This window comes from Pelorhabdus sp. sgz311001, assembly GCF_055901755.1.
This window is the reverse complement of record NZ_JBVXUT010000001.1, coordinates 314,606-339,153: the sequence shown is the minus strand read 5'-3', so window position 1 is coordinate 339,153 and position 24,548 is coordinate 314,606. Positions and strand designations below refer to the sequence as shown.

The 24,548-nt window shown below is 39.9% G+C and carries 24 protein-coding genes; 2 read left to right on the top strand and 22 right to left on the bottom strand.

Annotated elements, in window-relative coordinates:
- Positions 1-9: 9 nt before the first annotated feature.
- Positions 10-903 (bottom strand): LysR family transcriptional regulator, encoded by an 894-nt coding sequence (locus AC0MXB_RS01750; protein WP_474037791.1) that lies wholly within the window; start codon positions 901-903, stop codon positions 10-12.
- Between the two features lie 170 nt (positions 904-1,073).
- A complete protein-coding gene (locus AC0MXB_RS01745; RefSeq protein ID WP_474037790.1) occupies positions 1,074-1,988 on the bottom strand; it encodes a bifunctional helix-turn-helix transcriptional regulator/GNAT family N-acetyltransferase in 915 nt (304 codons plus the stop codon).
- Positions 1,989-2,179: 191 nt separating this feature from the next.
- Between AC0MXB_RS01745 and AC0MXB_RS01740 the strand changes: the two genes are divergently transcribed.
- Complete coding sequence (locus AC0MXB_RS01740) at positions 2,180-2,623, top strand: MarR family winged helix-turn-helix transcriptional regulator (protein ID WP_474037789.1); 444 nt, start codon at positions 2,180-2,182, stop codon at positions 2,621-2,623.
- A gap of 18 nt (positions 2,624-2,641) precedes the next feature.
- Here the strand turns inward: AC0MXB_RS01740 and AC0MXB_RS01735 are convergent, their stop codons facing one another.
- The 7 genes from AC0MXB_RS01735 to AC0MXB_RS01705 all read right to left on the bottom strand — a co-directional run bounded on the left by AC0MXB_RS01735 (position 2,642) and on the right by AC0MXB_RS01705 (position 7,851).
- The gene (locus tag AC0MXB_RS01735; RefSeq protein ID WP_474037788.1) at positions 2,642-3,442 is read right to left on the bottom strand and encodes an epoxyqueuosine reductase; all 801 of its coding nucleotides are present in this window, start codon (positions 3,440-3,442) and stop codon (positions 2,642-2,644) included.
- Between the two features lie 96 nt (positions 3,443-3,538).
- Complete coding sequence (locus AC0MXB_RS01730) at positions 3,539-4,237, bottom strand: helix-turn-helix transcriptional regulator (RefSeq protein ID WP_474037786.1); 699 nt, start codon at positions 4,235-4,237, stop codon at positions 3,539-3,541.
- Between the two features lie 138 nt (positions 4,238-4,375).
- Complete coding sequence (locus AC0MXB_RS01725; protein ID WP_474037784.1) at positions 4,376-5,140, bottom strand: 4Fe-4S binding protein; 765 nt, start codon at positions 5,138-5,140, stop codon at positions 4,376-4,378.
- A gap of 243 nt (positions 5,141-5,383) precedes the next feature.
- Entirely contained in the window at positions 5,384-5,989 is a 606-nt protein-coding gene (locus AC0MXB_RS01720; RefSeq protein ID WP_474037783.1) for a hypothetical protein, read from the bottom strand.
- 153 nt (positions 5,990-6,142) lie between these two features.
- Entirely contained in the window at positions 6,143-6,628 is a 486-nt protein-coding gene (locus AC0MXB_RS01715; protein ID WP_474037782.1) for a pyridoxamine 5'-phosphate oxidase family protein, read from the bottom strand.
- A gap of 61 nt (positions 6,629-6,689) precedes the next feature.
- The gene (locus tag AC0MXB_RS01710) at positions 6,690-7,271 is read right to left on the bottom strand and encodes a hypothetical protein (protein ID WP_474037781.1); all 582 of its coding nucleotides are present in this window, start codon (positions 7,269-7,271) and stop codon (positions 6,690-6,692) included.
- A gap of 133 nt (positions 7,272-7,404) precedes the next feature.
- Positions 7,405-7,851, bottom strand: coding sequence for a MarR family winged helix-turn-helix transcriptional regulator (locus AC0MXB_RS01705; protein ID WP_474037780.1), 447 nt, complete (start codon positions 7,849-7,851; stop codon positions 7,405-7,407).
- Between the two features lie 162 nt (positions 7,852-8,013).
- Here AC0MXB_RS01705 and AC0MXB_RS01700 point away from each other — a divergent pair, with 162 nt between their 5' ends.
- Positions 8,014-8,778 carry a serine hydrolase gene (locus AC0MXB_RS01700; protein ID WP_474037778.1) on the top strand — a complete coding sequence of 255 codons (765 nt, stop codon included), beginning with the start codon at positions 8,014-8,016 and terminating at the stop codon, positions 8,776-8,778.
- Between the two features lie 228 nt (positions 8,779-9,006).
- Here the strand turns inward: AC0MXB_RS01700 and AC0MXB_RS01695 are convergent, their stop codons facing one another.
- The 13 genes from AC0MXB_RS01695 to AC0MXB_RS01635 form a co-directional block, all read right to left on the bottom strand.
- Positions 9,007-9,627 carry an RraA family protein gene (locus tag AC0MXB_RS01695; RefSeq protein ID WP_474037777.1) on the bottom strand — a complete coding sequence of 207 codons (621 nt, stop codon included), beginning with the start codon at positions 9,625-9,627 and terminating at the stop codon, positions 9,007-9,009.
- An 18-nt stretch (positions 9,628-9,645) separates the two neighbouring features.
- Positions 9,646-10,611, bottom strand: a complete 966-nt coding sequence (locus AC0MXB_RS01690; protein WP_474037775.1) for an NAD(P)-dependent oxidoreductase — start codon at positions 10,609-10,611, stop codon at positions 9,646-9,648.
- 328 nt (positions 10,612-10,939) lie between these two features.
- Positions 10,940-11,317 carry a PrpF domain-containing protein gene (locus AC0MXB_RS01685; RefSeq protein WP_474037774.1) on the bottom strand — a complete coding sequence of 126 codons (378 nt, stop codon included), beginning with the start codon at positions 11,315-11,317 and terminating at the stop codon, positions 10,940-10,942.
- Positions 11,318-11,385: 68 nt separating this feature from the next.
- A complete protein-coding gene (locus AC0MXB_RS01680) occupies positions 11,386-12,258 on the bottom strand; it encodes a LysR family transcriptional regulator (RefSeq protein WP_474037773.1) in 873 nt (290 codons plus the stop codon).
- A gap of 138 nt (positions 12,259-12,396) precedes the next feature.
- Positions 12,397-13,359 carry a tyrosine--tRNA ligase gene (gene tyrS, locus AC0MXB_RS01675; RefSeq protein WP_474037772.1) on the bottom strand — a complete coding sequence of 321 codons (963 nt, stop codon included), beginning with the start codon at positions 13,357-13,359 and terminating at the stop codon, positions 12,397-12,399.
- 159 nt (positions 13,360-13,518) lie between these two features.
- Positions 13,519-14,049, bottom strand: coding sequence for a TetR/AcrR family transcriptional regulator C-terminal domain-containing protein (locus tag AC0MXB_RS01670; RefSeq protein WP_474037771.1), 531 nt, complete (start codon positions 14,047-14,049; stop codon positions 13,519-13,521).
- A gap of 108 nt (positions 14,050-14,157) precedes the next feature.
- Positions 14,158-16,011 (bottom strand): sigma 54-interacting transcriptional regulator, encoded by a 1,854-nt coding sequence (locus AC0MXB_RS01665; RefSeq protein WP_474037769.1) that lies wholly within the window; start codon positions 16,009-16,011, stop codon positions 14,158-14,160.
- 140 nt (positions 16,012-16,151) lie between these two features.
- Complete coding sequence (locus tag AC0MXB_RS01660; protein WP_474037768.1) at positions 16,152-17,417, bottom strand: lactonase family protein; 1,266 nt, start codon at positions 17,415-17,417, stop codon at positions 16,152-16,154.
- 63 nt (positions 17,418-17,480) lie between these two features.
- Positions 17,481-18,944 (bottom strand): SLC13 family permease, encoded by a 1,464-nt coding sequence (locus tag AC0MXB_RS01655; RefSeq protein WP_474037767.1) that lies wholly within the window; start codon positions 18,942-18,944, stop codon positions 17,481-17,483.
- Positions 18,945-18,970: 26 nt separating this feature from the next.
- Positions 18,971-19,933 carry an NAD(P)-dependent oxidoreductase gene (locus AC0MXB_RS01650; protein ID WP_474037766.1) on the bottom strand — a complete coding sequence of 321 codons (963 nt, stop codon included), beginning with the start codon at positions 19,931-19,933 and terminating at the stop codon, positions 18,971-18,973.
- 21 nt (positions 19,934-19,954) lie between these two features.
- On the bottom strand, positions 19,955-20,701 hold the full coding sequence (locus AC0MXB_RS01645; protein ID WP_474037765.1) for an MBL fold metallo-hydrolase: 747 nt from the start codon (positions 20,699-20,701) through the stop codon (positions 19,955-19,957).
- Positions 20,702-20,858: 157 nt separating this feature from the next.
- The gene (locus AC0MXB_RS01640; RefSeq protein WP_474037763.1) at positions 20,859-22,793 is read right to left on the bottom strand and encodes an aconitate hydratase; all 1,935 of its coding nucleotides are present in this window, start codon (positions 22,791-22,793) and stop codon (positions 20,859-20,861) included.
- Positions 22,794-23,145: 352 nt separating this feature from the next.
- A complete protein-coding gene (locus tag AC0MXB_RS01635) occupies positions 23,146-24,507 on the bottom strand; it encodes an aminotransferase-like domain-containing protein (RefSeq protein ID WP_474037761.1) in 1,362 nt (453 codons plus the stop codon).
- Positions 24,508-24,548 lie beyond the last annotated feature (41 nt).

Below are 24,548 nucleotides of genomic sequence, written 5' to 3'. Positions count from 1 at the left end.
ACCTGTCACTTAGGTTGCTTGCAAATACTCTAGAAAAGCTGTTCCTTGGTCGGCCTGAGCGGCAATTCTTGTTAACAATAATTGTGTTTCCGCGGTAAAAATTTTTTCTTTATGAAAAATTATAGAAAAGGTGATCGAAAAATTGGGAACTTGCTGTAATTCACTTAATATACCATCTCGAATGGAATCTGCCACTAGTATCTCTGGTAAAATTCCCGCTCCCAGACCCTTTAGCACAGCTTCTTTTACCGCTTCTGAATCACTGTACTCCAAAATAGGCCGGATATTGCGTTCCTGAAATGCACCATCATATATTTTCCGATAAAGACTGCTTTGCCTTAAAGCAACTATTGGATATTGCCAAATATCATTGCCGTACTTTTGCAACAATGCTGTATGAGCAACCCCTTTTAACTTTTGTAGACCTAGATTAAACTGTAAAATTTTGTGATGCGAGACTGTATCATGTACCAAGGCAAAATCAAAGCTATTATTTAATATTCCTTTTATCGTTTCTGGTAAATCGACACAATGCTCAATGCTTACGGCAACATTCGATTTATTATTATGCAGTTCTTGCAAAACAGGCGAAAGCATATGCGCTGCTACAGCTGTCCCCAAACCAATTCGAATTGTTCGATGGCAAGAGATTTCCTCCAAAGCAGTTTGCGCTTCCCGGTGAATTAGGAGTAATTTTTCTGCATAGCCCATTAAACACTTTCCCGCTTCAGTAATATACAACTTTTTGCCAACTCTTTCAAAAAGCAAAACGCCAAAATGTTCTTCCAGTGTCTTAATCTGAGCTGTTACAGTAGGCTGACTAAAATTCATCGTTTCTGCCGCCTGAGTAATATTTTCTATTTTAGCAACGCAAAGAAAAGTTTTTAATAACCGCAAATCCATATTCTAGCACATCCCACAAATTGATCTATTTCAATTGTAGGATATATCGATCTATCTGACAATTCATTTGACCTCCTACCATGCTCCCGTGACTGCTTTCAGTTTACCCTGTTTATTTGATAGAATGAAATTGAATATAGTAATTACCTTAATAAAAAAATTCAATTTACTCATTTCAACTCCAGATCCCAGCGTTCTTCTACTAAATCTTTTTTCCACGTAGTACTTGCCACCTGCTCAGTAAGGGTAAAGCCAAAATTTTTATATAAATGCCTAGCCGCACATAGCTCTTGAAAAGTCCACAAAAAGACATGACGGAAATTCTTTTGCTTACAGTAATCGATAGCGGTCTTCATTAGCTGACGCCCCAAGCCTGCGCCACGATATTCGGGCTCTAGCAAAAACCATCTTAACTGCGCTTCGTTTTCACCCGTACTAACAATGGCAATAAAACCAATAATTTGTCCATTATCTTCCGCTACCCAAACTTCGCCTTCCGGCTGTTCATCAATATATTTTGTAAGACTATCAAGTACATATTTCTCAAAAGATCCGGTAAGACCATATTCCTTTTCATAAAGAACACAATGCCGATGTGCAATATAGCCAGCCTCGCCATACTTCATGTTTCGTATGATATAAGTCTTTTGCTCTGGTTTATCCAAAAGATTTCTCATGGCTGCCATATGATTCATAAGTTTTTCCTGTTCTTCCTCTGTCAAAGTTTCAAGGATTTTACAGGCTTGTGCTGTCGAATCTTCGTAAAGTTTATGAATGACTTCAAGACCTTTTTCAGTAAGTGATAATAATTGAGCGCGGCCGTCAGTCAGTGATTTCGCTTTAACAAGCAGCTTATCACGGGTAAATCGCAAAAGTATGCGACTTAAATAACCTGAATCAATGTGTAGGACCTTTGCTAAATCGCTGGCAGTGCATTGGCTGGCGCTATCAATTTCAAGCAGTATCCTAGCTTCCGCAAGCGAGTAGGAACTTCCTAGTATGGTTTGATTCATGAGACCACTTAGATTTGTATAAAACCGATTAAATTTTCTAATTTCCTGAGCATATTTTTCAATTTTTTTCATAATCCATCAAGCTTCCTTTATCATATTTAATGATAGAATAGAACAATAAGTTGACTTTGTCAATTAAATATTTGATTTAGTCAATTAATTGTTATTATCACTCATTAGGCTTGACGCCAGTAAGAAGTATGATTTATAATCATTCCAAATAATTCTTGTGTATATACACAGGAAGTGACAGAGGTTACAATATGAAACAGATCAAAGAAGTTTATCCCAAGACGCCAAGTCCCTGTTATTGCCTGAATTTGCGGCGATCTTCAAGAGCTCTTACTCAATTTTACGATGATACATTAAAAGCAAGCGGCCTTACTACCGCCCAAATGTCTCTGCTGAAGCATATCCAACTATCTGAGACTTCTACCATCTCTGAATTAGCTAAAACAGTACGCATTGATCGCACCACCTTGAACCGCAATATGAAACCATTGATTGAGGCCGGATTTATCGCAGTTAAACCAGGCAAAGATATGCGCACTAAGCTCATCGTACTGACCGAATCAGGCCAGACGGCCTTAGCGGAAGGGTTGTCGTTATGGAACGAAGCTCAAGACGCCTTAAAAGAATATATGGGCACAGAGGCTCTTGACAAACTCGTCGAGTTACTATCTAAACTGGAAGCGATCGCACCTTAATTAATGGATCGCAATTCACTATTTAAAAGAACAAGGAACATTAACGACACACTTGCCACAAATCTCGCTGCCAGTATCATTCGAATGTTGTGCCGATTCATCCAAATAGGAACTCCCAAGATTTTTATAAAGCTCGGCATTTTTTAAACACACTTGATAACATTTCTTTCTATCATAGCCAGACAAAGTCAACGCTCCTGATGGGCATTTTTTCACACAAATACCACACGCCCCCGCTTTCTTATATAAACAATACTCCTCATCTAGCGGCTTATCTGGCACTATGTCTAAATTTGTAACTAAGGTGCTATAGCGACCACAGCACCCCTGTTTCGTAATTAACATATTATTGATACCAAAGGTACCTAGTCCCGCTAACCTCGCAATATGACGGTGCGACCAATTGCTTATTAATTTTTCCCGATCAAAGGTTGCTGCCGCTTTAGAAACTGCCGCATTATAGCCTCTTTGTTTTATATCGCTAATAAGATAACGATTCAGTTCTCCTAACATCCGGTTGGTTTCTTCATAAGCATAGGCCCACTCTGGAGACGCCGCCTCATGAATTACTTGGTTGGTATTCGCCAGTTCCCGAGTAAAAGGAATGAAATAAGCAATAATAATTGTTGGCTTTTCGATTACTTGATGGGGCATAATATGATTTTGCGAAATAAGCTCTCTTAATTTAAAAAGTTCCGGATGATTGGCATCAGCAAATCCAACTAAAGGGGCACCCCATTCACACGCGCCAGCTATTCTCTCCTGATATTTAGAAACATAAGTTTGAATCGTGTTAGTTATTGTTTCTTTTAGATTCATTATGATCTCCCTTTCTATAGCAAAACTCCTTCTGCATAATTTATCATAGCAGAAGGAGTTTTGTTCTTTTTGACTTATATTCTGATTTAATTTGACTTACTTTCGGCACATTTGACGATATGCTCCCGGAGTCATTCCTGTCTCTTTGCGAAATAATCGCGTCAGCGTTTCCTGATTGGCATATCCTATTTGTTGAGCAATTTGCAGTATACTGTAATTAGTATGGGAAAGAAGTTCTTTAGCCTTACTTAATCGCAATTCGCGAATATAGGCAATCGGTGATATCCCAAAGCGTTTTTTAAACCATTCTACATAATAGGTTTGATTAAAATGCTCCATGTCGGCAAGTTGCTGTATCTTTAACGGCTCATGAAAATTTTTCTTGATATAATCAATAGAACTTGATAAGTTATCTTCCCTTAAAACACCTGCTATATAACGAAACAAATCGATTAGACGCTGATTTGATACTGGCCTACTCCCTACCTCTGCTGCCAATAGGGATTTAATGGCTTGCCAGCGTCCATTGAAGGGGTAAAATTTAGCATGAGTCCCCATTGCCTCAGGCAAATAAGATAAGGGTATATCAAAAACAAAAAATTGGTTCGATGCCCTGGCATAAAAAGAATGAACAACTGCAGAAGGTATAAATATTACCTGTTTGCTCTCTTCGAGAGCCTGACCATCAGAAACTGTTAAGGATCCATAGATAGGAACAATCAGCTGACTATAGGAGTGAGCATGAGTAAATGGCTTATTCTCATAAGTACGACGTTCACATAAAAATGCTTCCATAACCTCACTCTCCTCAGGCAACCCAGTTTTAACTATCTTATAATAAACGGGCCTTTAATGCAACTACGTCACTCAACTACATCACTCAATTCCGCCACAACAAATATTTATTATTAATGAATTTTGCTGGATTCGTATTTATTTTAGACCAACCGGACACGACTTGAAGCAATTAAAGCAATAATATTGCATCCCGATAGAGTGGGCCTGTCGTATGCGCCAATATCGCTCATCAACAAACAGCTGCTTTTGCTCTTCCGGTGAACTGCTGACAAATTGGTGCCAAAAACTAATATCAGAACCAAGTCCATAAGGTTGCGAGTGCTTAATACATTTGCTTATATCTGTTTTTCCAGCTTCGTCCAAGGCGCCTCCCGGGCAATTTTTGACACATAAATCACAATGAATACACAGATCTTCCGCAATTTTCTCATCTGGCTCCAGCTCAAGATTGGTGATAAGGGCCGCTAAACCTATACGCGTTCCGAAACGAGGATGAATAACCAGATTATGCCTACCAAATGTTCCGAGTCCAGCGGCTACCGCCGCATGGCGTTGAGAAAAATCCGCCACTCCCCTTCGATCCTTGTCTTGTTCCATAGGAGAAGAATAAGGCATATCTACAGTCTTGGCCTGAAATTTTCTTTTCAAAAAACGATTGATTTGGTAGCTGCAAGACCGCTGAAAATAGTTCATATCTAATCTACCATTCATCGCTATAGTAGTGCTGGGACTTTCACAGGTGTCCAATTCCTGAAATACTAACGAAATAATCGTCTTTGCTCCTAGCAAAAAATTATCGATTGGATACGACTTAGGACTTTGATAATCCGCCACTTTTGCAAAGCCTACATCATCTACCCCTAATCCTAAAATATACTGTCTAATTTCTTCTTTAAGCATTTTTACCTCCCTTATTCTTTCTCATTCTAATAAAGTCCATAGTAAAATTCGCTTTTTTATGATACAGTTCTCAAAATCATTAACGTGTATATACACGTTAATGATAATATAACTCATCTTACGACGTCAAGTCCTCTCAGAAATTTCTTCCTTATAAAAAATGACCTGAAACTGTTTCGTTTCAAGTCATCTGATTTTTATTTAAATATAGACTTATAGGGAGATTTTTGATGTTAATCCTTCTTAAACCTTTATATTGATGCGTCTCATCCTTTGCTTATAAGCCTTCTGCTTCTTTTCAGCAGCTTCCTCGATTTGCGCCTTTGTTTCGGCATTTTTCCTACGTGCAGCTACTTCCGCTGCTGCAATCCCATATTGTACAGACTCATGCAAGTCTCGCTCCACCTCAGAGACATAGGCATTATCGCCTTGTCGACCACTGTTAAAGTCACCAATATAGGGGCTTCCTGGATGATTTGCCTTGATAGCAGCAGACAAAAGTTTGCTCATACTTCTATTTTCCAAAAGACGTTCGTGTTTAGCCAACAGCCGTTCTCTATCGCGTTCCTTTTTAGCAAATGCCTCTTCCAACTTCAGCCTTTCTTCCTCGAGCTTTCTAGTTGTTTCATCATATACTTCTTGCGCAATATGTTGATCGACTTCAGCCAATTCTGCAAGCTCTTTTTTGGCATCGCCTACAACTTGATGACCGTCGTCATTGTTCTCGTTGTCCTTTCGATCTTGTAGATTCTGCAATAAATTGGCCCGTCGTTCACGTAAAGCCGTCATATTATCTTTTGGCATAAGAGTAGTCAACAAACTATTTAAACTTGCTTGGTCAATTGGCATACTCTCCACTCCATCCGTAAGATCTTACTCTATCACTATTTATTATATCGGTACTTTGTGGATAAAATATAAGTAAAAAATTACCTAAAATGCATTTAGAACTTTAGAAACGGTTTCTTGCAAAGACGCTTTTCTCATCACAATCTGGTCTAGCTACCGGCCTCGTTTTCCGGTCATGTGTTCAATATGTATTTTATAAACGGCCGTAGTATTGATACTATTCGTTATATAAGCCATTCCCTTATCAAAATACTCACTTGAATATTTTTTTATTAAGGCAATAAGCGCTTGCCGCTTGTCTATTTCATTGGTAACTTCAACAGCTGTCCCAAAGATTACGGCACTATCATATTCTGTATCAAACTTACTTGGTACTAAATTAACGTAGCTAACTGCAGAAAAACTAACTTTTGCATCATTTTTAATGTTATTAATCTTATTTCCCTCATGAGCGGAATGAAAGTATATTGCGCCATTTTCATAAACAAAATTTAATGGCACCGCATAGGGATAACCATTTTTGCCAATAGAAGCTAAAGTTCCAAATTCGGCTTTTGTCAAAACTTCAATAGCGTCTGTCTCGGACATAAGCTTATTCTTATGCCTCATTTCAGTAAATATGTTAGTTGTCTCGTTCATGGAATCGCTCCTATCATTTTTTTGCAATAAATAGCTAAATCATGTTATACCAGGGTCTGTATTACATTGCTTGATGCAAAGCTCCCGATATCTTTTCAGTTGCAACCAACGCTGCCTTTTGCACCGCCTCTAGCACAGCGGGTTTTGTTCCAATGGAAGTAAAAGGAAGGAAGGTTTTATTACTCCCCTTTCCTGAAATATTGCCCATAAAAATATACTGCTCCTTATCGGCATCGTATAGGCGGATTCGCAACGTGGCATCAGCCTGAATTTTTTGGAAAGAAGCAATCTGATTATATTCAATCATAGCTGGAAGTATTTCTACGATAACGGCTTTATGGACCCCCATTTTTTTTGTCAACTCTGCCAACTCGGGCTTCTCCACGTTTGAAAACTCTTTAACTCCAAGCGCCTGAATCATCGTTTCTATTTTCTGTTCTGTGCTACCTTGAAGCGATAAGTGTGTTTCTAACTGTTGATTCACTTCCTTTTTCAACTGACTGCCATAGGCTTCCTTCGAACTGTCGACAACAGCTAAAAGCACATCATCTCTTGCACTGGCTTGACAAGTCTGTATCTGTACGAAACTTGCACAAAGCAGAGTAATTATAACGGTATAAAAAAAACTTTTCAAAATCATCATATTGACACCTCCGCGAATTATATTATAAAAAATAACCCTCAGTCCATCTATCTAATCAACAAAAACTATAATCGGTCTATCCGCTAAATGATTAGTTATATGAAACTAATCGTTTAGCCAAAATAGAATCTCGCTACTTGCGAGACGAAGCTTCAGCAATGATCATTAATAGTTCCTTAAACTGTTCTTTTTGCGAATCGTCTAAACACGCTGTAATTTGGACAGCAAACTGACGATACCCTTGATCCTCTATATCCAACAGCTTTTGACCTTTATCCGAAAGTTGGAGATGAAAAACTCTCAAATCTTCCGTTGACTGTGTCTTATAGACATACCCCCGTTGAATTAGTTTATTAATTGTAACTGTTACCGTCGACTTTTGAACATTAAATCTTTGAGCTAACTCAGTATAAGTTGGGTTTCCCCTTTCCCGAATCGCATAAAGATAATGAAGTTGGGTTATTGTAAGATCAAAAAGCTCTTTTCCCTCAAGCGATTCCTCCTTATGTTTTCGCATGACTTGCCGCATCGATTGCGATAATACACCAATCGTTTTTACAATTAAATCTTCGATTATCATTTTGAGCCTCACCAAATATTAGTTTCATAAAACTAACTTTATAGTACATTTCATCACTATCAATTGTCAATATAAATTTGTAAAGTGAAAATTGTCATCGTTTCGTCATCGTTTTTTGATATGATAAATAAAACAATTCTATCTTTTAATGGGGGTGCCCGAATGATAAGAAAAATGATACTTCTAGTAATTGTCTTAACAATTTTTACTACTAATGCTTTTGCGGCAGCAAAGCCGGAGATTGAAATAAAAAATGATTTAAAAGGATTTAATGGTCGAGTTGGTGTATTTGCTAAAAACCTAAACACCGGAAAAATGATTGAATTTAATCAGGACGATGTGTTCCCTACAGCTTCAACCAGTAAATTAGTTGTGGCATTGGCAACCTACAAATATCTCTATCCCAAAGCCGGAGCGGATACGGCCAATAAGTATGATCAGGATATAGAATTAATGATGACAATAAGCGATAATAACTCTTTTCAGGAATTACTAGATGAAATAGATGCTACTAACAAAGATGCACTAACCAAAGTAACGAAAGACCTTCATCTTCGTAAAACAAAAATTCATAGTGAAGACGCTTTTAATAGTTATCGCTATCATAGCATCACAACCCCCTACGAGATGGCCAAAATATTCGAAAGCATCTACACTAACAAATATTTGAACAAAGCCAAAGGCGAGCAATTAAAATCAGAACTCGCTAATACGATCTTTCACGATGAAATTCCCCGCTATATGGCGACAACGGTATTTCATAAAGTCGGCGAATTAGATGATATTCTTTGTGATGTCGGGGTCATTCAGGACGGCCATGATCCCATATTAATCAGCTTTTATACTTCAACAGCGGATCATACCTATTCTAGTGATTTTATTGCAACCGAATCAGCGAAACTTTATAATGCCCTACGCAGAAAATAGCAAACAATAAAGCACTATGAGCCTCTAATCAGGCATATAGTGCTTCTGATTATGATATCGCAGTTTTTATCCGTTTAGGATAGATTGTAGACCTTCGATAATTGTCTTTTACCGCAGCACCGCAGAGCTTACTTGATCGGCAGCCTAAACCAGCAACCTGCCTTGCAATAAATAAACTCCGCCATAGATCAATTCAACCATGCTTATTTCCCACCTCACAAACCACCATTATTTTTCCGGCAGCAATTCCTTAATATAGGCAATCGCTGCTTCGCGGCTGCTTAAAATCTTCGCACTCCTGACATCATCACTTTGTAATTTTTTTCTAGCGCCTTCCAGCACTTCTTGTGCCATAGACTGGGGCACTGCAATAATCCCGCCAGCATCGCCGACAATAATATCGCCAGGATGAATCACCGCCCCGGCAAAAGAAATAGGTACATTGATTTGACCTTTTCCGATTTTTTTACTGCAGGCTAAAGTAGCTCCCGTACAAAAAACTGGAAAATTACTTTCTTTAATCGAGACAACATCACGAACTGGTCCATTTGCCACAACACCACCAAAGCCAATGACTTGAGCAAGACCGATTACGATATCGCCAGCAAAAGAACGATAAGAAAAGTCTTCAGTATCAACAACAAGAATATCGCCTGGCTTTCCTTCCAACATTGCTTTAAGTACTAATAAGTTATCACCAGCTGGAACCTTGACAGTCACGGCGCGGCCACAGATTTTATATTCTTCTTTTAACGGTTTTACTGTGGGGTGACAATGATTAAAGCCCTTCAGCGCATCGGAAATACAAGTAGCAGGTAATACTTTTAATTCTTCAATGATTTTTTCCACAGTCTTTCCTCCTATTGTCTATACCTTTTCTACCACTGCTAAGGGCGCTTGACCATTAGCTACGCGTTGTATATTCTTCCAAGCAAAACCAATGCGACGATACCAGCCTTCGGCAGTATGACCTGCTGTATGCGGCGATACAACAACATTGTCCAATTTCAAAAATGGATCTTCCTTAGGCGCCGGCTCTTTATAAAATACATCTAGACCAGCTCCAGCAATTTTCTTGTTTTGCAAAGCATCGAATAACGCTGTTTCATCAGCAAGTTCGGCACGACAAGTGTTGATAATCACAGTTGTCGGTTTCATCAGAGAAATTTCACGTTTGCCAATCATGCCCCACGTGCTGTTTAGCAATGGGGCATGCATCGAAATAATATCTGCTGTACTTACTAGTTCATCTAAAGTAACGAGTCGCGCCTCTAACTCTGTTTCAATCTCAACAGACCGCTTAGGCGAATAATAAATAATCTTTGCTTCAAATCCCTTTAAGATTCTTGCTACCTTACAACCAATGTTTCCAGCGCCAATAATACCGACAGTTTTCCCAGCAACTTCAAACGTGTCAAAGCCATTTATGGCTTTTCTCCACTCACCACACCGAGTTGATAGATTACAGTAAATCAGCCGTTTGTAAAGAGCCAACAACAAAGCCACACTATGCTCGGCCACCGCCCAAGAATTTGCCCCGCCATTTGTAGCTACGGGAATATTTAACTTTTTCGCCGTTACAATATCAATCTTGTCATAGCCAGCAGTTAACGACTGAATCAACTTTAACGATTGGGATTTTCTAAGTACCTCGCCGGAAACAACCCCAGGATGAAGCACCACGTACTCGACATCAGCTAAAAGCTCTATTTTATCGGCATCAGACCACTCACTCGAAGCAACTACAGCTTCAAATCCTTCTGGCACCATTTCGCCAAAGATATCGGCCACTCTTTGATCATTGCCGTTAAAAAACACTACCTTATTCATCATGACCCCCTGTGTTCATTATATTTCTTAATTCTGTTTTAACCGTTTTCGATTTCTCATTTTGATCCAGTTTAATCGACCGCCCACTTTTACATAAGCAAGCTCTTGCTCGGAAAGAGGACTTGCCATAGGAGTTGCTAGGCGTTTGGGCAGCTCATATAATTTTTTTATAAATATACTGTATCGTTTATCAGACAATAAGTATAATAGATGTTTTTCATAGGTAGTCATAACATTTTTAAATATAAAAACTGCCATTACCTAAGCAACGACAGTTTTGTAGCTACACTTTTTTTGCTCTTTTCATATGTTTTAACTAGAGATAAAAAGTTCACCTTTCATAATTTTTCTGCCGTTCCATTCCAACTCTAGATACACTTACGCCATCGTCAGCCACAGTGACTAAAACTTCTACGACTCCTTCCGGATGTCCGATTCTTACCATCTGTTCTTTCGTCTCTGGAGTAAAACCATCAACTTGATTCGGCACCGTGCCAGAAAGCAAGGAAGCGGCTGCTACATTATATAAACCGCTGGCCGGGCAAGTACGATGCAATTTTCCCATTGATACGGCTTTAATTAAAATATCTACTTGCGCTTTTTTTATGACGTCTCCGCCTGTGGTCACATAGTCTTGAGGTTCTGCTACCATGGCAATTTTAGGAGCATTTGGCTTGTTTTTCCGCGCGTCTTCCTCACTTTCGGCCATTATCGCGAAAATTTTTGGCTATCTATCAAAAAAGCATATAGTGCAAGAAAAATATTTACAGTCTAATTTTAGCGTAACTCAGCAAAATTCAGTTCTTTAGTAAATTCGACAAAGGTTTTAACAAGCTTTAGATCAAGAAACTCTTTGTGGTAAAGCAGCCAAGTATTGCGTTTAATCGTTGTACCATTTTGATCCTTGATGGCAATCGTATGAAGCCCTTCCGTCTGGCTTAATACAAATTCCGGCATAATCGCATACCCCAAGCCCCTAACCACCATTTCCTTACAAGTATCCGATTTATCTACTTCCATACACACGTGTGGTGGTTCTGAATAGTTTTCCCACCACCAATGATCTATGAGCTCTTTTAACTTATAATCCAACTTATAGTCAACTCGTTGTAACTGAGGAAGGTCTTGTAAATCTAATGGTTCAGAACTAACGACACAGACGCGTTCTTCCATTAATAAGGACTTTTGATCTTTCCAATTGTAGTCGCCTCGAATAATTGCAATATGCACATCCTGGTTATGAGCCAAATTAAAAATATCCTTACTCCAGCCTGCTGTAACTTTAAAATTCACTTTTGGATACGTTCTTTTAAAACGAGACAATAATTCCGGCAGTTTATGCCGCGTAATAAAGTAAGACGCGCCAATCCGCAAGGTTCCCTCAATGCTATCATTCAAATTCACTAACCCGTCATTGATTTTATTTAGCATAATCAAAATATCAGAAGCGCATTTTGCTAAATACTCGCCTTGTGGTGTAAAGTGAATCCCTCTTTTTCCCCGATGAACAATTTCTACGCCAAATTCCTTTTCAATTTGCTGCAAGCGCTTTGTCATTGCTGGCTGGGAAAGATACAGTAATTCTGCCGTCTTTGTTATGCTATTTTCCTGGTGAAGAATTTTTAAAATCATCCAATCTCGCGTTTCCATCAGTAACCTCCCAGTGTCAGTCTGGTAAACATCGACTCATCTCTGATTGTTACATCATATTTTACACGGCACTGATCAACTCTGCAATCTGGTCAACGATTTGTTATTTCGCTACATACCAATTAGAACTCAACGACATTAGTTAGTAACCAAAGCCCGAACTGCTGTTCGTGCACACTTTGCTTCTCGTTCACCATGAACCAGCTCAGTCAATTCAAAAGCCAGTATTTCCTTGGCTTCTTCTAATCGACTTCCAGTCCAGGACTTCATCGCTTCGATTTGGGCAAGCGGCAAAAAAGTGAGCATACGAATACACTTGAGAACATCAGCATTGCCAATATTGCGCCAGTATTGGAAAAATTGCAAAGGCGTCGTTTTTTGCGGGTCAAGCCAAACAGCGCCATTCGCTGTTTTCCCCATTTTTTTGCCTTCCGAATTCATTAATAATGTAATAGTCAAAGCATAGGCATCTTTTCCTAATTTCCGACGAATCAGTTCCGTACCTGCCAGCATATTCGACCACTGGTCGTCACCGCCGAATTGCATATTACATCCGAAGTTCTGATACAAATGATAAAAATCATAGGCTTGCATCACCATGTAGTTAAACTCTAAAACGGACAGGCCTTTTTCACTTCTCTGCTTATAACATTCTGCCCGCAACATTGTATTTACAGAAAAGTGCGATCCAATTTCTCGCAACACTTCCAGATAATTCAGCTTCAAAAGCCAGTCGGCATTATTAACCATAATGGCTTTTCCATTATCAAAGTCGATAAACCTTTCCATCTGGGTTTTAAAACAATTGCAATTATGTTGGATTCTTTCTGGCGTCATCATCAATCGTAAATCTGACCGTCCAGAAGGATCGCCGACAAAACCTGTTCCGCCGCCGATTAGAACAACTGGTTTATTTCCCGCTACTTGTAACCGTTTCATCAAACATAACGCCATAAAATGGCCAACATGCAAAGAATCTGCCGTTGGATCGAATCCGATATAAAAAGTTGCACGACCTGTATTAATAAATTCTCTCATTTCTGTTTCATTTGTCACCTGAGCAATCAATCCACGAGCAATCAGTTCATCATAAAGATTCATCCGATTCACCCTTTCTGTTATATTTTACAAACAAAAATGCCTTCTGCTCTAATGGAAGCAGAAGACAAAATGACTATATTTTCTTAAGTAATTTACATTCTAACGGATCTTAAAACGACAGTAAAGTCACAGAATGACACATCTGTGACTTTACTGTCGTTATTCCATATATTTAAGAATACCCTTAGGCAAGGTGCGTTTGAGAAAATAAACTAGTTGACCCTTTTCCATTCTCATACCAGTAAGCAGCCATTCAATAACGATATCAGTCCCCCCTCGTGCCGCTATATTAATTGCAAAAGCCATAATCTCAGAATGGATGTCAGCGCCTTTATCAGCTAGAAACTTTTCATATGTTTTTCTGGTAACAGCAATGTCATAACTGCGAAGACTATTCACATCACGGCTTGCATAAGCATTTTTTAAAATACCGGATTTTTTTTGATAAGTATCAAGATACGCCAGTAAAGCGTCTTCCCAATCCAAATCATCAGTTATACGCCCAAAACTCGACTCATAAAATTGGGAAAAGTACCAACTCGCAAGATCATATTTATCTTTGAAATGACGATAAAAGGTCTTTCGCGACAACAATGCGCCTGCTGCAATATCTCCTACCTGAATATCATCGAGATTTTTCTTTTGAAGAAGATTCTCAAGCGATTCTGCTAATTTTTCTTTCGTATTCATCATAGTGCTCCCTAGCCACAGATTCAAATAAATCAAAGCTATTTATTCCAAATCTTGAAAACAATACACGCTTTTTTTGCAATATAAAGCTCGATAATTGATACGTTCTTACAAGCCGAACTTTCGCATCTTGCGCCATAAAGTGGACCGACTGATAGATAGTTTTTCTGCAGTTTTCTCTAAGTTTCGATCACAAGCTTGCAACGCTGCCAAAATCCCCTTGGCTTCTTCACTGTCCTTATCTGCCCTGCCAGAATTATGAATGCCGATAGCAGTAAGCATCTGAATTTTACTTACCGTTTTCCCTGTCGAGAGCACAACTACGCGCTGGATTACATTACGCAATTCTCTGATATTTCCCGGCCAAGGATGCTGCTCTAATAAATTACTCGCTTCACTGCTTAGTTTTAGACCTGATATAGAGCTCTGGCGACAAAATTCTTCTAAAAATTGATGAGCGTAACCAATAATATCTTTTTTCCGTTCGCGTAGCGGCGCAATACTAAGAAAAAGTACATTAAGTCGATAATATAAGTCTTCTCTAAATTTATGTTCCTTGACAAACTGTTCCAAATTTCTATTGGTGGCCGCTAAAACGCGAACATTAACAGGCGTCACTTTCGTACTTCCTAGTCTTACTACAGATCGCTCCTGTAAAACCCTTAATAACCTTCCTTGATTTACATAATCCATTTCGCCGATTTCGTCGAGAAAAATAGTTCCGCCATGAGCCACTTCAAACAGGCCTGGCTTTCCCTCTTTTTTAGCGCCGGTAAAAGCGCCGCTAACATAGCCAAACAGTTCACTTTCTAAAAGTTGTGCTGGCAAAGCTGCACAGTTTACAGCTACAAAGGGACCGTCCTTTCGCTTGCTATAATTGTGAATACTTTGCGCAAAAACTTCCTTACCAACACCAGTTTCACCGCTTAATAAGATGTTGGCCTCGCTTACCGCAAAACGCTTGGCCATACGAACCAGTTCTTTTGTGGTAAGGTCCTTGGCACTGATATCTTGAAAATGATAGGTAGCCCGATGGCCTTTCGCATAAAACTCATGGCGAATTTTTGACTCCATATTTTGTATCTTAGTAACATCCTGAAATGTGGCAACAGCTCCAATGATCCGTCCCCGGTCCAAAATCGGCACTTTATTGCAAAGAATTTGGATGTTGTTCATTGTTAAAAACTGATTTAACTCTTCACGACCAGAACGCAAAACAGAACTTAAGCCTAATTCAGGCAATACCTTATCTACCGCCTCACGACTGTTATCATAAATTTGTAGTATCCGCTGCGCTATGGGATTGACCGAATAAATCAGCCCCTGCTCATCGACAGATAAAATACCTTCATAGGCATGATTCAATACAGTCTTGATCATCCCAGACCGTCTTTTTTGCTGCGAAATAGATTGTAAAATGCCTTTTGCGGTATGAAAGCAATCTAAATACACCTGATCCCCTGTAACAAATTCTACATAAGGAAAATCATATTTTTTCGCTGCTTGCATCGCCGTATAGCCGCCTAGTATCACATCGGCGCCGTCTTTTACGGCTTGTTTAAGGGCAGCATCAACATCACTTCGTTTCTGCAAGCCATATTTTCTGATCTTTACGCCGAGAGCTGACTCAAGCCGTTCAATTTCTCGCATCATCGATGGAAAAGAAACAACAGCTACCTGACCGCCATACTGCTTGGCCACTTCCAGGCTTTGCACAAAATCAATCCCCGTAATCGGCACAGCAACAACAACAATATCGGGATAACGATCCCGAATATTGAAGGCAGTTTCCCCTCTAGCAATGATGACTTCTATGCCTTTTTGCCTGAGCTTTTTAGCTTGAATAAGACCATCTTCCAATGAACCAACTTCAAAAATAATTTCTTTTTTATACTGACTCAGTATCGATTGAATATGAGAGAGTTTTATGTCATTAGGTGCTAAAATGGCAATCTTTTTCATAGTTCCCCCCTACTTATGCAAAGTAAAAAGATTGTACTGTTCTATCATCATTGTACCAACTCTCTCTAAGCACTACAATTCGATCTAGAGACAACGAAAAAAGTTATCTCCTAAAGACAATAACTTTTTCGTTTCAACACTCATTTATGCTCTTTTGTATTTAATATATCAAGCCAAATAAGCAATTTCGAATCAGTTGTAATATCATATTTTCTAATAAATTTCAGCGTTCCGTCCACCTGAATCTGAAACAAGGCAATATTAGCCGGTACCACTTTCTCAGTTTCACCGTCCTGTACATTCATTGCTTTTTGATTTGCTACAAGCAGCAATTTTCCCGACGGATCTATTTGGAAAGTTCTTGCTTCAATTCCCTGAGTATCAATATGCTGAATCAAAACAGGTTCGCCTGTTTTCTCATTTACAGCATATACAGCAATGTTATTTTCGCCGCCAGCCCAAACTTTCTTATCTTTTACTTTTTTAACACCGTCAGCCCGATTCGCTACATAGATAAAATTCCCATTAGGATGAATTTCAATGCAGCCGCCTTTTTGCCGCTCTCTCGTTTCATTCGCCGGATCAAGAAGAGTATTTTGTTTAAAAGATGGTTCAGATGCAATAACTCCCTGTTTATCAATATTGTACATAAAGAGCTTGCTGCTTCGCTCCATTCCAACATAAACCCACGGTTTTGTCGGATGATAAGCTAAGTGTCTAGGCCCAATACCATCTTCGTAAAGAGTTTTCTTGATTAGAGATAGTTTGCCTTGATCAAAAGCGAAAAGCGATAAACTACCGATATCGGCAGGACGCGCGCCAACAGCTTCATTCCCTCTTCCCAGGGCAATGACCGTATGATTATTCGGCGTTACTGTCACCTGATGCGTAAAAATACCGCCATCAGGTCTTTCAGATTGGAAAACCTCTTCGCCAATTCCGCCATTTTTCTCAATCTTAAAAACCTTTACTGTACCTGACTGATTAAAAGCTACCAGTACATATTGACCATCTCGATCTACAGTCACATGAATTGGTCTTTCCGGTAAAATTGTCGGTTCACCAAAAGCCTGCAGCGATCCATCTTCTTTATCAACGGTAAAAACCTGCAACAAATGCCTGTCACCTTTGGCCCCGGTAGTTCCGGAGCCAGCATTACTTGTTATCGCGTACAAATAACGGCCCGAGGGATGAAACACAGCAAATTGAAGATTTGCAGGCAAAGTAATCGAACCTTCTTTGGTCAAAATAGCCTGATCGACATTCAATGAATAGCGAGATAGTTCCGTATCTAAAGCTGTGTAAACAAAAATCTCAGATTTGTCCTTACTGGAACTCGCATAGGCGGTCGCTACAAAGAATAGGAAACAACATACATAGAGACTCAGACGCATGATATTTTTCAATCTAAACACCTCTCCCCTTTGATATTTCTTTTTATATTTCAGGCAAATCATTAAACACTCTACTTAAACAAGCCCCAACCAATGCCAATAAGTAAAGGTAAATAAGACAAGCAAGGCAAAACCGACCACAGTTAAAGGAATGCCTACCTTCATCATTTGTTTTACGCTAAAAGCGCCTGTTGCATAAGCAATCATGTTTTGCGGTGCGCTGACTGGTAAAATAAAAGCAAAGTAAATAGTAAAAGTAGCAATGACCGTCATCCCCCAAACAGGAAGATCAGGTGCATTTAAACTAAGCAGAAACCCGAGAACGGTTGGTACTAGCGCCGCGGTTGCCGAAGCAATACTTGCGAAGGCGAAGCGGAAGATCAACAGAGCGCAAGACATGAGTACCATCATCACGGTAGGCGCCAGAGTTTCTAAACCGAGACCGCCTAGCATCGTTTTCGCAAGCCATAAAGCAGCGCCTGTTTTAAATAAAGCTTCCCCTAAAGAAATGGCAATAGCGCAGATAACAAGTGTTCCCCATTCTACTTTTGACGCCATTTCTTTAAAAGTAGTAATCCCAATATAAGGAGACAGCATCATCAAAACAGCCACAACAGCGATGCTATTGGAGTCAACCTTGTGTAAGAAGTCAGTAGCCCACAATAAGATGGTAATCACAAAAATGACACCAATCTTTTTCTCATCTTTACTCATAGGTCCAAGCTCAGCACACTGGCGATTGATCGTGTCCTGCCCGCCAGGTATTTCAGTAAACTCGAAGCGATTCAATTTTGTCACGAGAAAATAAAGCGCAATCATCATGCAGAAACAAAAGGGCATGGCGTAAACAGCCCACTGAATCCAGGAAATCGAATGATTTACATTTTGTGAAATAAATGAAACTGCAATAGGGTTTGGAACTCCGGCGCTTAAAATACCAATACCGGAAATAGAGGCAGAAGCGGCAACCGTCAACAGCAGACTGCGGCCAAAAACGCTCTTTAATTCAATATTAAAGGCTTTTAAAATACCAACAGCTAAAGGAACAACCGCGGCAGCTCTTGCTGTCATCGAAGGAATCAGAAAATCGAGAACAAACATAATCACGATCATACCAGCAATAATATTGTTCGCTTTTGCACCAAATAATTTCATAATTGACAAAGCAATTCGGCGGTCAAGACCCGTCTGCAAAATACCAGCAGCCATAAATAAACCGGCGCCGACAAGGATCAGTCCGCCATTAATAAAGCCGCCGAAGGCAATCGGCAATGCTTTACTTGTTCCTAATAATGGACCGTCAATTCCTTTCACAGGAGAAAAGCCGATAAATAGCACCATAAATACGGCGATTGCTACAGCGCTGACTGTATAAGGAACTGCTTCAGTCACCCACATGACTACAGCAAAAGCTAAAATTGCCAGAACTCGCTGCCCAGCTAAGGACAGTCCGGGAAAAGGTGGCCAAAAAGCGATGACTAGCATCAACGCAAGGGCTAATAGATTCCAAATAATCTTCCATTTTGATAGACTTTGCATATATTTCCTCCTAAATACAAGTTAAATTACTCTGCTCGAACGACAGAAAGGGGTACTTCGCCCTGCTCAATCCGCCGGATATTTTCCCAAGCAAAGCGAATTCGACGCGACCATCCCTCACAAGAATGACCAGCGATATGCGGCGAAACCAGCACATTCGCAAGTGTTAGCAGCGGATCGTCTAGGGAAACAGGTTCTGTCGTAAATACATCAATTCCAGCGCCAGCGATTTTATTAGATTGTAGTGCATTGACTAGCGCTGCCTGATCAATTAATTCTGCTCGAGAAGTATTGATAATGACAGAAGTCGCTTTCATTAAAGAGAGCTCCCTTTCGCCAATCATGCCACGGGTACTGGGGAGTAACGGCGCATGCAGCGATAGAATATCAGACTTTGCTAGCAGCTCTTCCCATGGAACTCGGATCGCCCCGGTATTCTTTTCCAAATCAGGAACTTTACCAAGGTTCGTATATAAAATTTCTGTTTCAAAAGCCTTCAGACGACGAGCCACTTTACTGCCAATATTTCCGGCACCAATAATGCCGACAGTCTTGCCCGCCACTTCAAAAATATTGAAGCTGTCTGTTGCTTGACGCCACTTTCCAGCTCGAACTGACTCTTCACTTAAAGAAAGTTTTTTATAAAGTGCAAGAAGCAATGTAATGGCATGCTCAGCCACAGCCCATGAATTTGCTCCACCGTTTGTCGCTACGGGAATTTGTCGCTTCTGTGCGGCTGTTATATCTATTTGGTCATAGCCAGCTGATAAAGCTTGTACAAGCTTCAGCTTCACGCCTGCTTTCAACAGTTTTTCGGACAATACGGCGGGATGCAGTACAAGATAATCCGCTTCTGCCAACAAAAGAGCCTGTTGTTCCTCACTATCCTTGTTTGATATGCAAACAACAGAAAAATCCGGCGGCGCTATTTGCTGAAACAGTTCCGCGATACGCTTGTCATTTCCATTTATGAACAATACCTTTTTCATAATTTCTCCTTTATTCCCCACTTATTCTTTGGGAAGCCAAGTCGGCTCCAGTGTCAATTCCAGGAAACGTTCGCCCGTATCGACTACATTCGCTGGGACCACGATCGTCTGACGCGCCGCTGTCTTTGCAATAATTCGATCTTTGGTGATTTCTAGGATTCGGTCATGTCCCGGAATTACAATCTGTGCCTTATCTCTGATTTTCTTAATACTTGCCGCACTGACCTCAGGATTTTTACTATGCGAAACTACGCCAGTTGCCAATTCTGCCAGATTCTTAACAGCATCTCCTGTTAACGCAGTAACAGGCATCGAGTCATCGTGAAGAAAAACAGCCATACTGCCTGGCGTATGTCCTGGCACAAGCATCGTTTCAACGCCGGTAATGAGTTCACCGTCTTGTTTAACAAGTTCTAAACGGCCGGTTTTCTTCATGATATCCAAGAGTCCCAGCGGAACAGCAAAATCCTCTGGCTCTGTTGCCGCCCAGTTCGCATCAATTTCATGCAAAAAGATCTGCGCTTTGGAAAAATAGTCAAAGTTACGTACATGGTCATCATGAAAATGGCTGATGATGAGCATTGTAATTTCTTCCGGAGCTACGCCCCTAGCCTGCAAATGCTTTTTTATACTTGATCTTACGTTCGGACCACCTGTATCAAATAAAATCTTTTCTTTGCCTGCTTCTATATACGTGGCAGAACTCCAAGCCAAAGAACCGCTAAGACGCTTTCCGGGAAATCCTTGCACAATCACTTCGTATTTCATAGACTTATCCACCTTTCAATATATAAATTTTTTAAATAAAATCTGTAAGGTTATTCAATAAATTCCGTCTTTTTAAAGGAAATCTTTCGGCATTTGCAAAGTTTGCAGCATGATTAGCTGCAAACCACTGCAAACTGCTTAAGCCTTTTGTATCAATTTATTTTTTATACTTATTTTTAACCCAGTTAATGCGTCCGCCTAGTTTTACCGCATCTAAATCGGCTTGACAAAGCGGGGAGTAGAGCGCAATTTCAATGCCTTTTGTTTCATTTTTCAAAATGAAATTTTGACCTTCGGTTAAAACACTCGTATCTAACGATAATTGGTCGCCTTGATCAATCTTTTCATAGTCGCTCTCATTTTTAAAGAGAAGCGGTAAAAGCCCCCAATTGATCATATTGGCCAAATGTAAGCGAGCAAAGCCTTTGGTAATAACCGCTTTAATGCCTAGATAGCGCGGCACAACAGCTGCTTGCTCCCGACTAGACCCTTGGGCGTAATTGACTCCGCCTACAATAAAACCGCCGCCGGCTGCTTGGGCGCGAGTCGAAAAGGTTTCATCGACAACTTTAAAAGCATGTTTGGATATTTCAGGAATGTTAGAGCGGATCGGCAAATACAGAGCACCGGCAGGGCAAATATGATCTGTTGTCACATTGTCGCCAACCTTGATAATAACTTCGCCTTTTATCACATCAGCTATTGCATCCATCTCAGGAAGCGGTCTAATATTAGGGCCCCGACGAATCGAAATTTTCTCAGGCTCGTTCGACGGCTGAATGAAAATTTGTTCCCGATCATAAGTCAGTTTTTCCGGAAGAGTAAATGTAAAGGGCTCGATATTTAAGTCACGAGGATCTGTAATCACACCAGTAAGCGCCGAGGCGGCAGCAGTTTCTGGCGCTACAAGATAAACCTGAGCTGATGCTGTTCCTGAGCGTCCCAAAAAATTGCGCGGGCCTGTACGTAAGGAGACGCCATCAGTCTGAGGCGCAAAACCACTGCCATTACACCCGCCACAAATCGGTTCAAAAATACGTACGTTAGCAGCTGCGACCTGCTCATAAGCGCCTGAGGCAATGCTTTCTCTTACAACCGTACGAGTACTCGGGTATAAACCGGCATCTACATTAGGGTGAACTCTTTTGCCTTTTAAAAAGTGAGCGATAATCGCCACATCCTGTATGGACGTATTCGTACAGCTACCAAACATCACTTGATCTACAGGCGTTCCGGCTACTTCGCGTACAGGCACAACGCGATCAGGCTGATGCGGCAATGCGATTAGCGGTTCCAAAGTACTTAAGTCAATCTCAATCACTTCATCATAGACTGCACCTTCATCAGCAATTAAAGGAATCCAGTCTTCTTCCCGGTGATAAGCTGCAAGCCATTTTTTCGTTTGTTCATCACTCGGAAATACCGAAGTAGTCGCCCCGGTTTCCGCTCCCATATTGGTAATTGTGGAACGCTCCGTAACATTTAATGTAGCGACCCCATCGCCACTATACTCAAACACTTTGCCAATGCCGCCTTTTACCGATACACGACGGAGTAATTCCAAAATTACATTTTTTGCTGATACCAACGGCGGCAATTTGCCTAGCAGACGGACATTAACAATCTTTGGCATTGTTAAATAAAAGGGTTCTCCCGCTAAGGACATGGCTTCATCAAAACCGCCTGTACCGATAGAAAGCATGCCAATTCCACCAGCGGCAACGGTATGAGAATCACAGCCAATTAGAGTTTTTCCCGGCTTGCCAAAATGTTCTAAGTGAAGCTGATGACAGATCCCGCTGCCTGGCTTCGCATAAATAATCCCGTACTTTGCTGCTATATCTTGCTGAAAACGATGATCATCAAAGTTTTTATAGTCAGCTTGAATCATATTATGATCCGTATAATGAACCGAAACTTCTGTTTTGACACGCTCGACTCCCATCGCTTCAAAAGCCAAATGCGCCATAACGCCATTTAAATCATGCGATAAAGTCTGATGCGCTCTGATTCCAATGCGTGCGCCCCGTTCCAGTACGCCCTCTACTAAAGAAGCCGCAAGCAATTTTTCAGTTACTGTTTGCCCCATCATAAATCCCCCTGTTTTTAAAAGCTCAGTAATTCAAAGAATAAATTTCTGAATTTACTAGTCAATCTAAGTTAATTGCAATTTTTATGCCAATTCTATAAAAGCCGTAACGATGCACTTTCTCCTACATAGCAAGAAAAAACGATTGAATTACATGTCTTCATTTCAATATTCCGGTTATAAAATTCATTTAATCGGCATTTTGTTGCAATAAATGGCGGATTCATTGCAATAGTAAGGTCATTAATTTCAAAGCAAACATTATTTATTTCAAATATTTCTAATGAGCTCTTCCCGCTAAAACATAAAAAATCCCCGAATCTAAAAGTCCGGGGAGAGATACAACCTTTCGTTATTAAAATTTCTTTCTGCTTGCATTGTTAATTTCTTTTACTATTTTCTTGACGCCTTCCTCAATTTTAGACTCATCAACACTAGAAACATTTAGTTTTAAAAGCTTGCTTGACGGAAATGAGTCTAGATAATTGGCTTTTGCCAGTTCAACTAGGACACCTTGTCGCTTCAGATTTCTAAGTAATTGATTGCTATTAATATGTTCCGGTAAAACAATATGGGTATGCATACAAAACGATGAAGGCATTGTTATCTTCTCTATATCTAAAGTCTCATTACTATATTTAGCAAGCGACTCATATAAAAGTTTTGCACGTAAGAGATAGCGAGAGCAAATTTTTCGTTTATGTCGTTCAAACATACCGCTTTTTATATATATTTCGAGCGCCGCTTGCGAGATCATGGAACTGTCAATATCAGCAATTTTTTTATACTGCTGAAATTTTTCGACTAAATCTTTAGGTAGAACCACTACGCCAACCCGCAACCCGGGGAACATAATTTTCGAATAACTTTTTAAATAAATGACTTTATCATCTCTATCATAAGTATGCAGCGGATCGATTTTAGAGTTTTGTTCATAATCAGCCAAGTAATCATCCTCGACAATATATACATTATATTTTGCCGCTAATTTAACAATTGCTATTTTTTCTTTTTGGGAGTAGGAAGTTCCCAACGGATTATGAAATCTTGGCATAGTATAAAAAAATTTAATCTCTTCATCACGGAAAATGCGCTCTAACTCAACTAAGTCAATGCCATTGACGGTTCTAGCTATTCCAACTGCTGGTATGTTATATACCTGTAAGTACTCAAGAAATAAGTGATAGCTTGGTTGTTCCACTAATATTTTAGTTTTATGATTGGGAAAAGGCAGAGTATTTAAAATTGCCAACGCCTGCTGCACACCAGAAGTAATAAAAATATTTTCTTGCTTTGTAAAAACTTGATAAGTTGCTAGTTGTTTCTGCACAACCTTGATTAAGGACGGTAGTCCCTTTGGTGTTCCATAATTAAATAGCTCTTGCCGATACGTATCAATGGCTTTATTTAAAGAATGCTGAAAGTCCAGATAAGGAAATACACTCCAACTCGGCGCACTAGAGACAAAGTTCAATTCTTCACTTTTGTTCTTTGTTGTTATATCAAACCGCTTTTGCACTACGTAATAGCCGCTCTGAGGTATAGTAAATACCATATCCTGTCGTTCCAATTTTTGAAATGCTTTAATGACCGTATTGAGGCTGCATTGATATCGCTTTGACAAATCACGGATTGATGGAAGCTTTTCCCCCGCTTTATATTGATTCGTTTGAATCATTTTCTCCAACTCATTGACCAAAGAAAGATATTTATACATGATGCTCTCCCACCAAACTGTAACCATACAATTTACTTTTA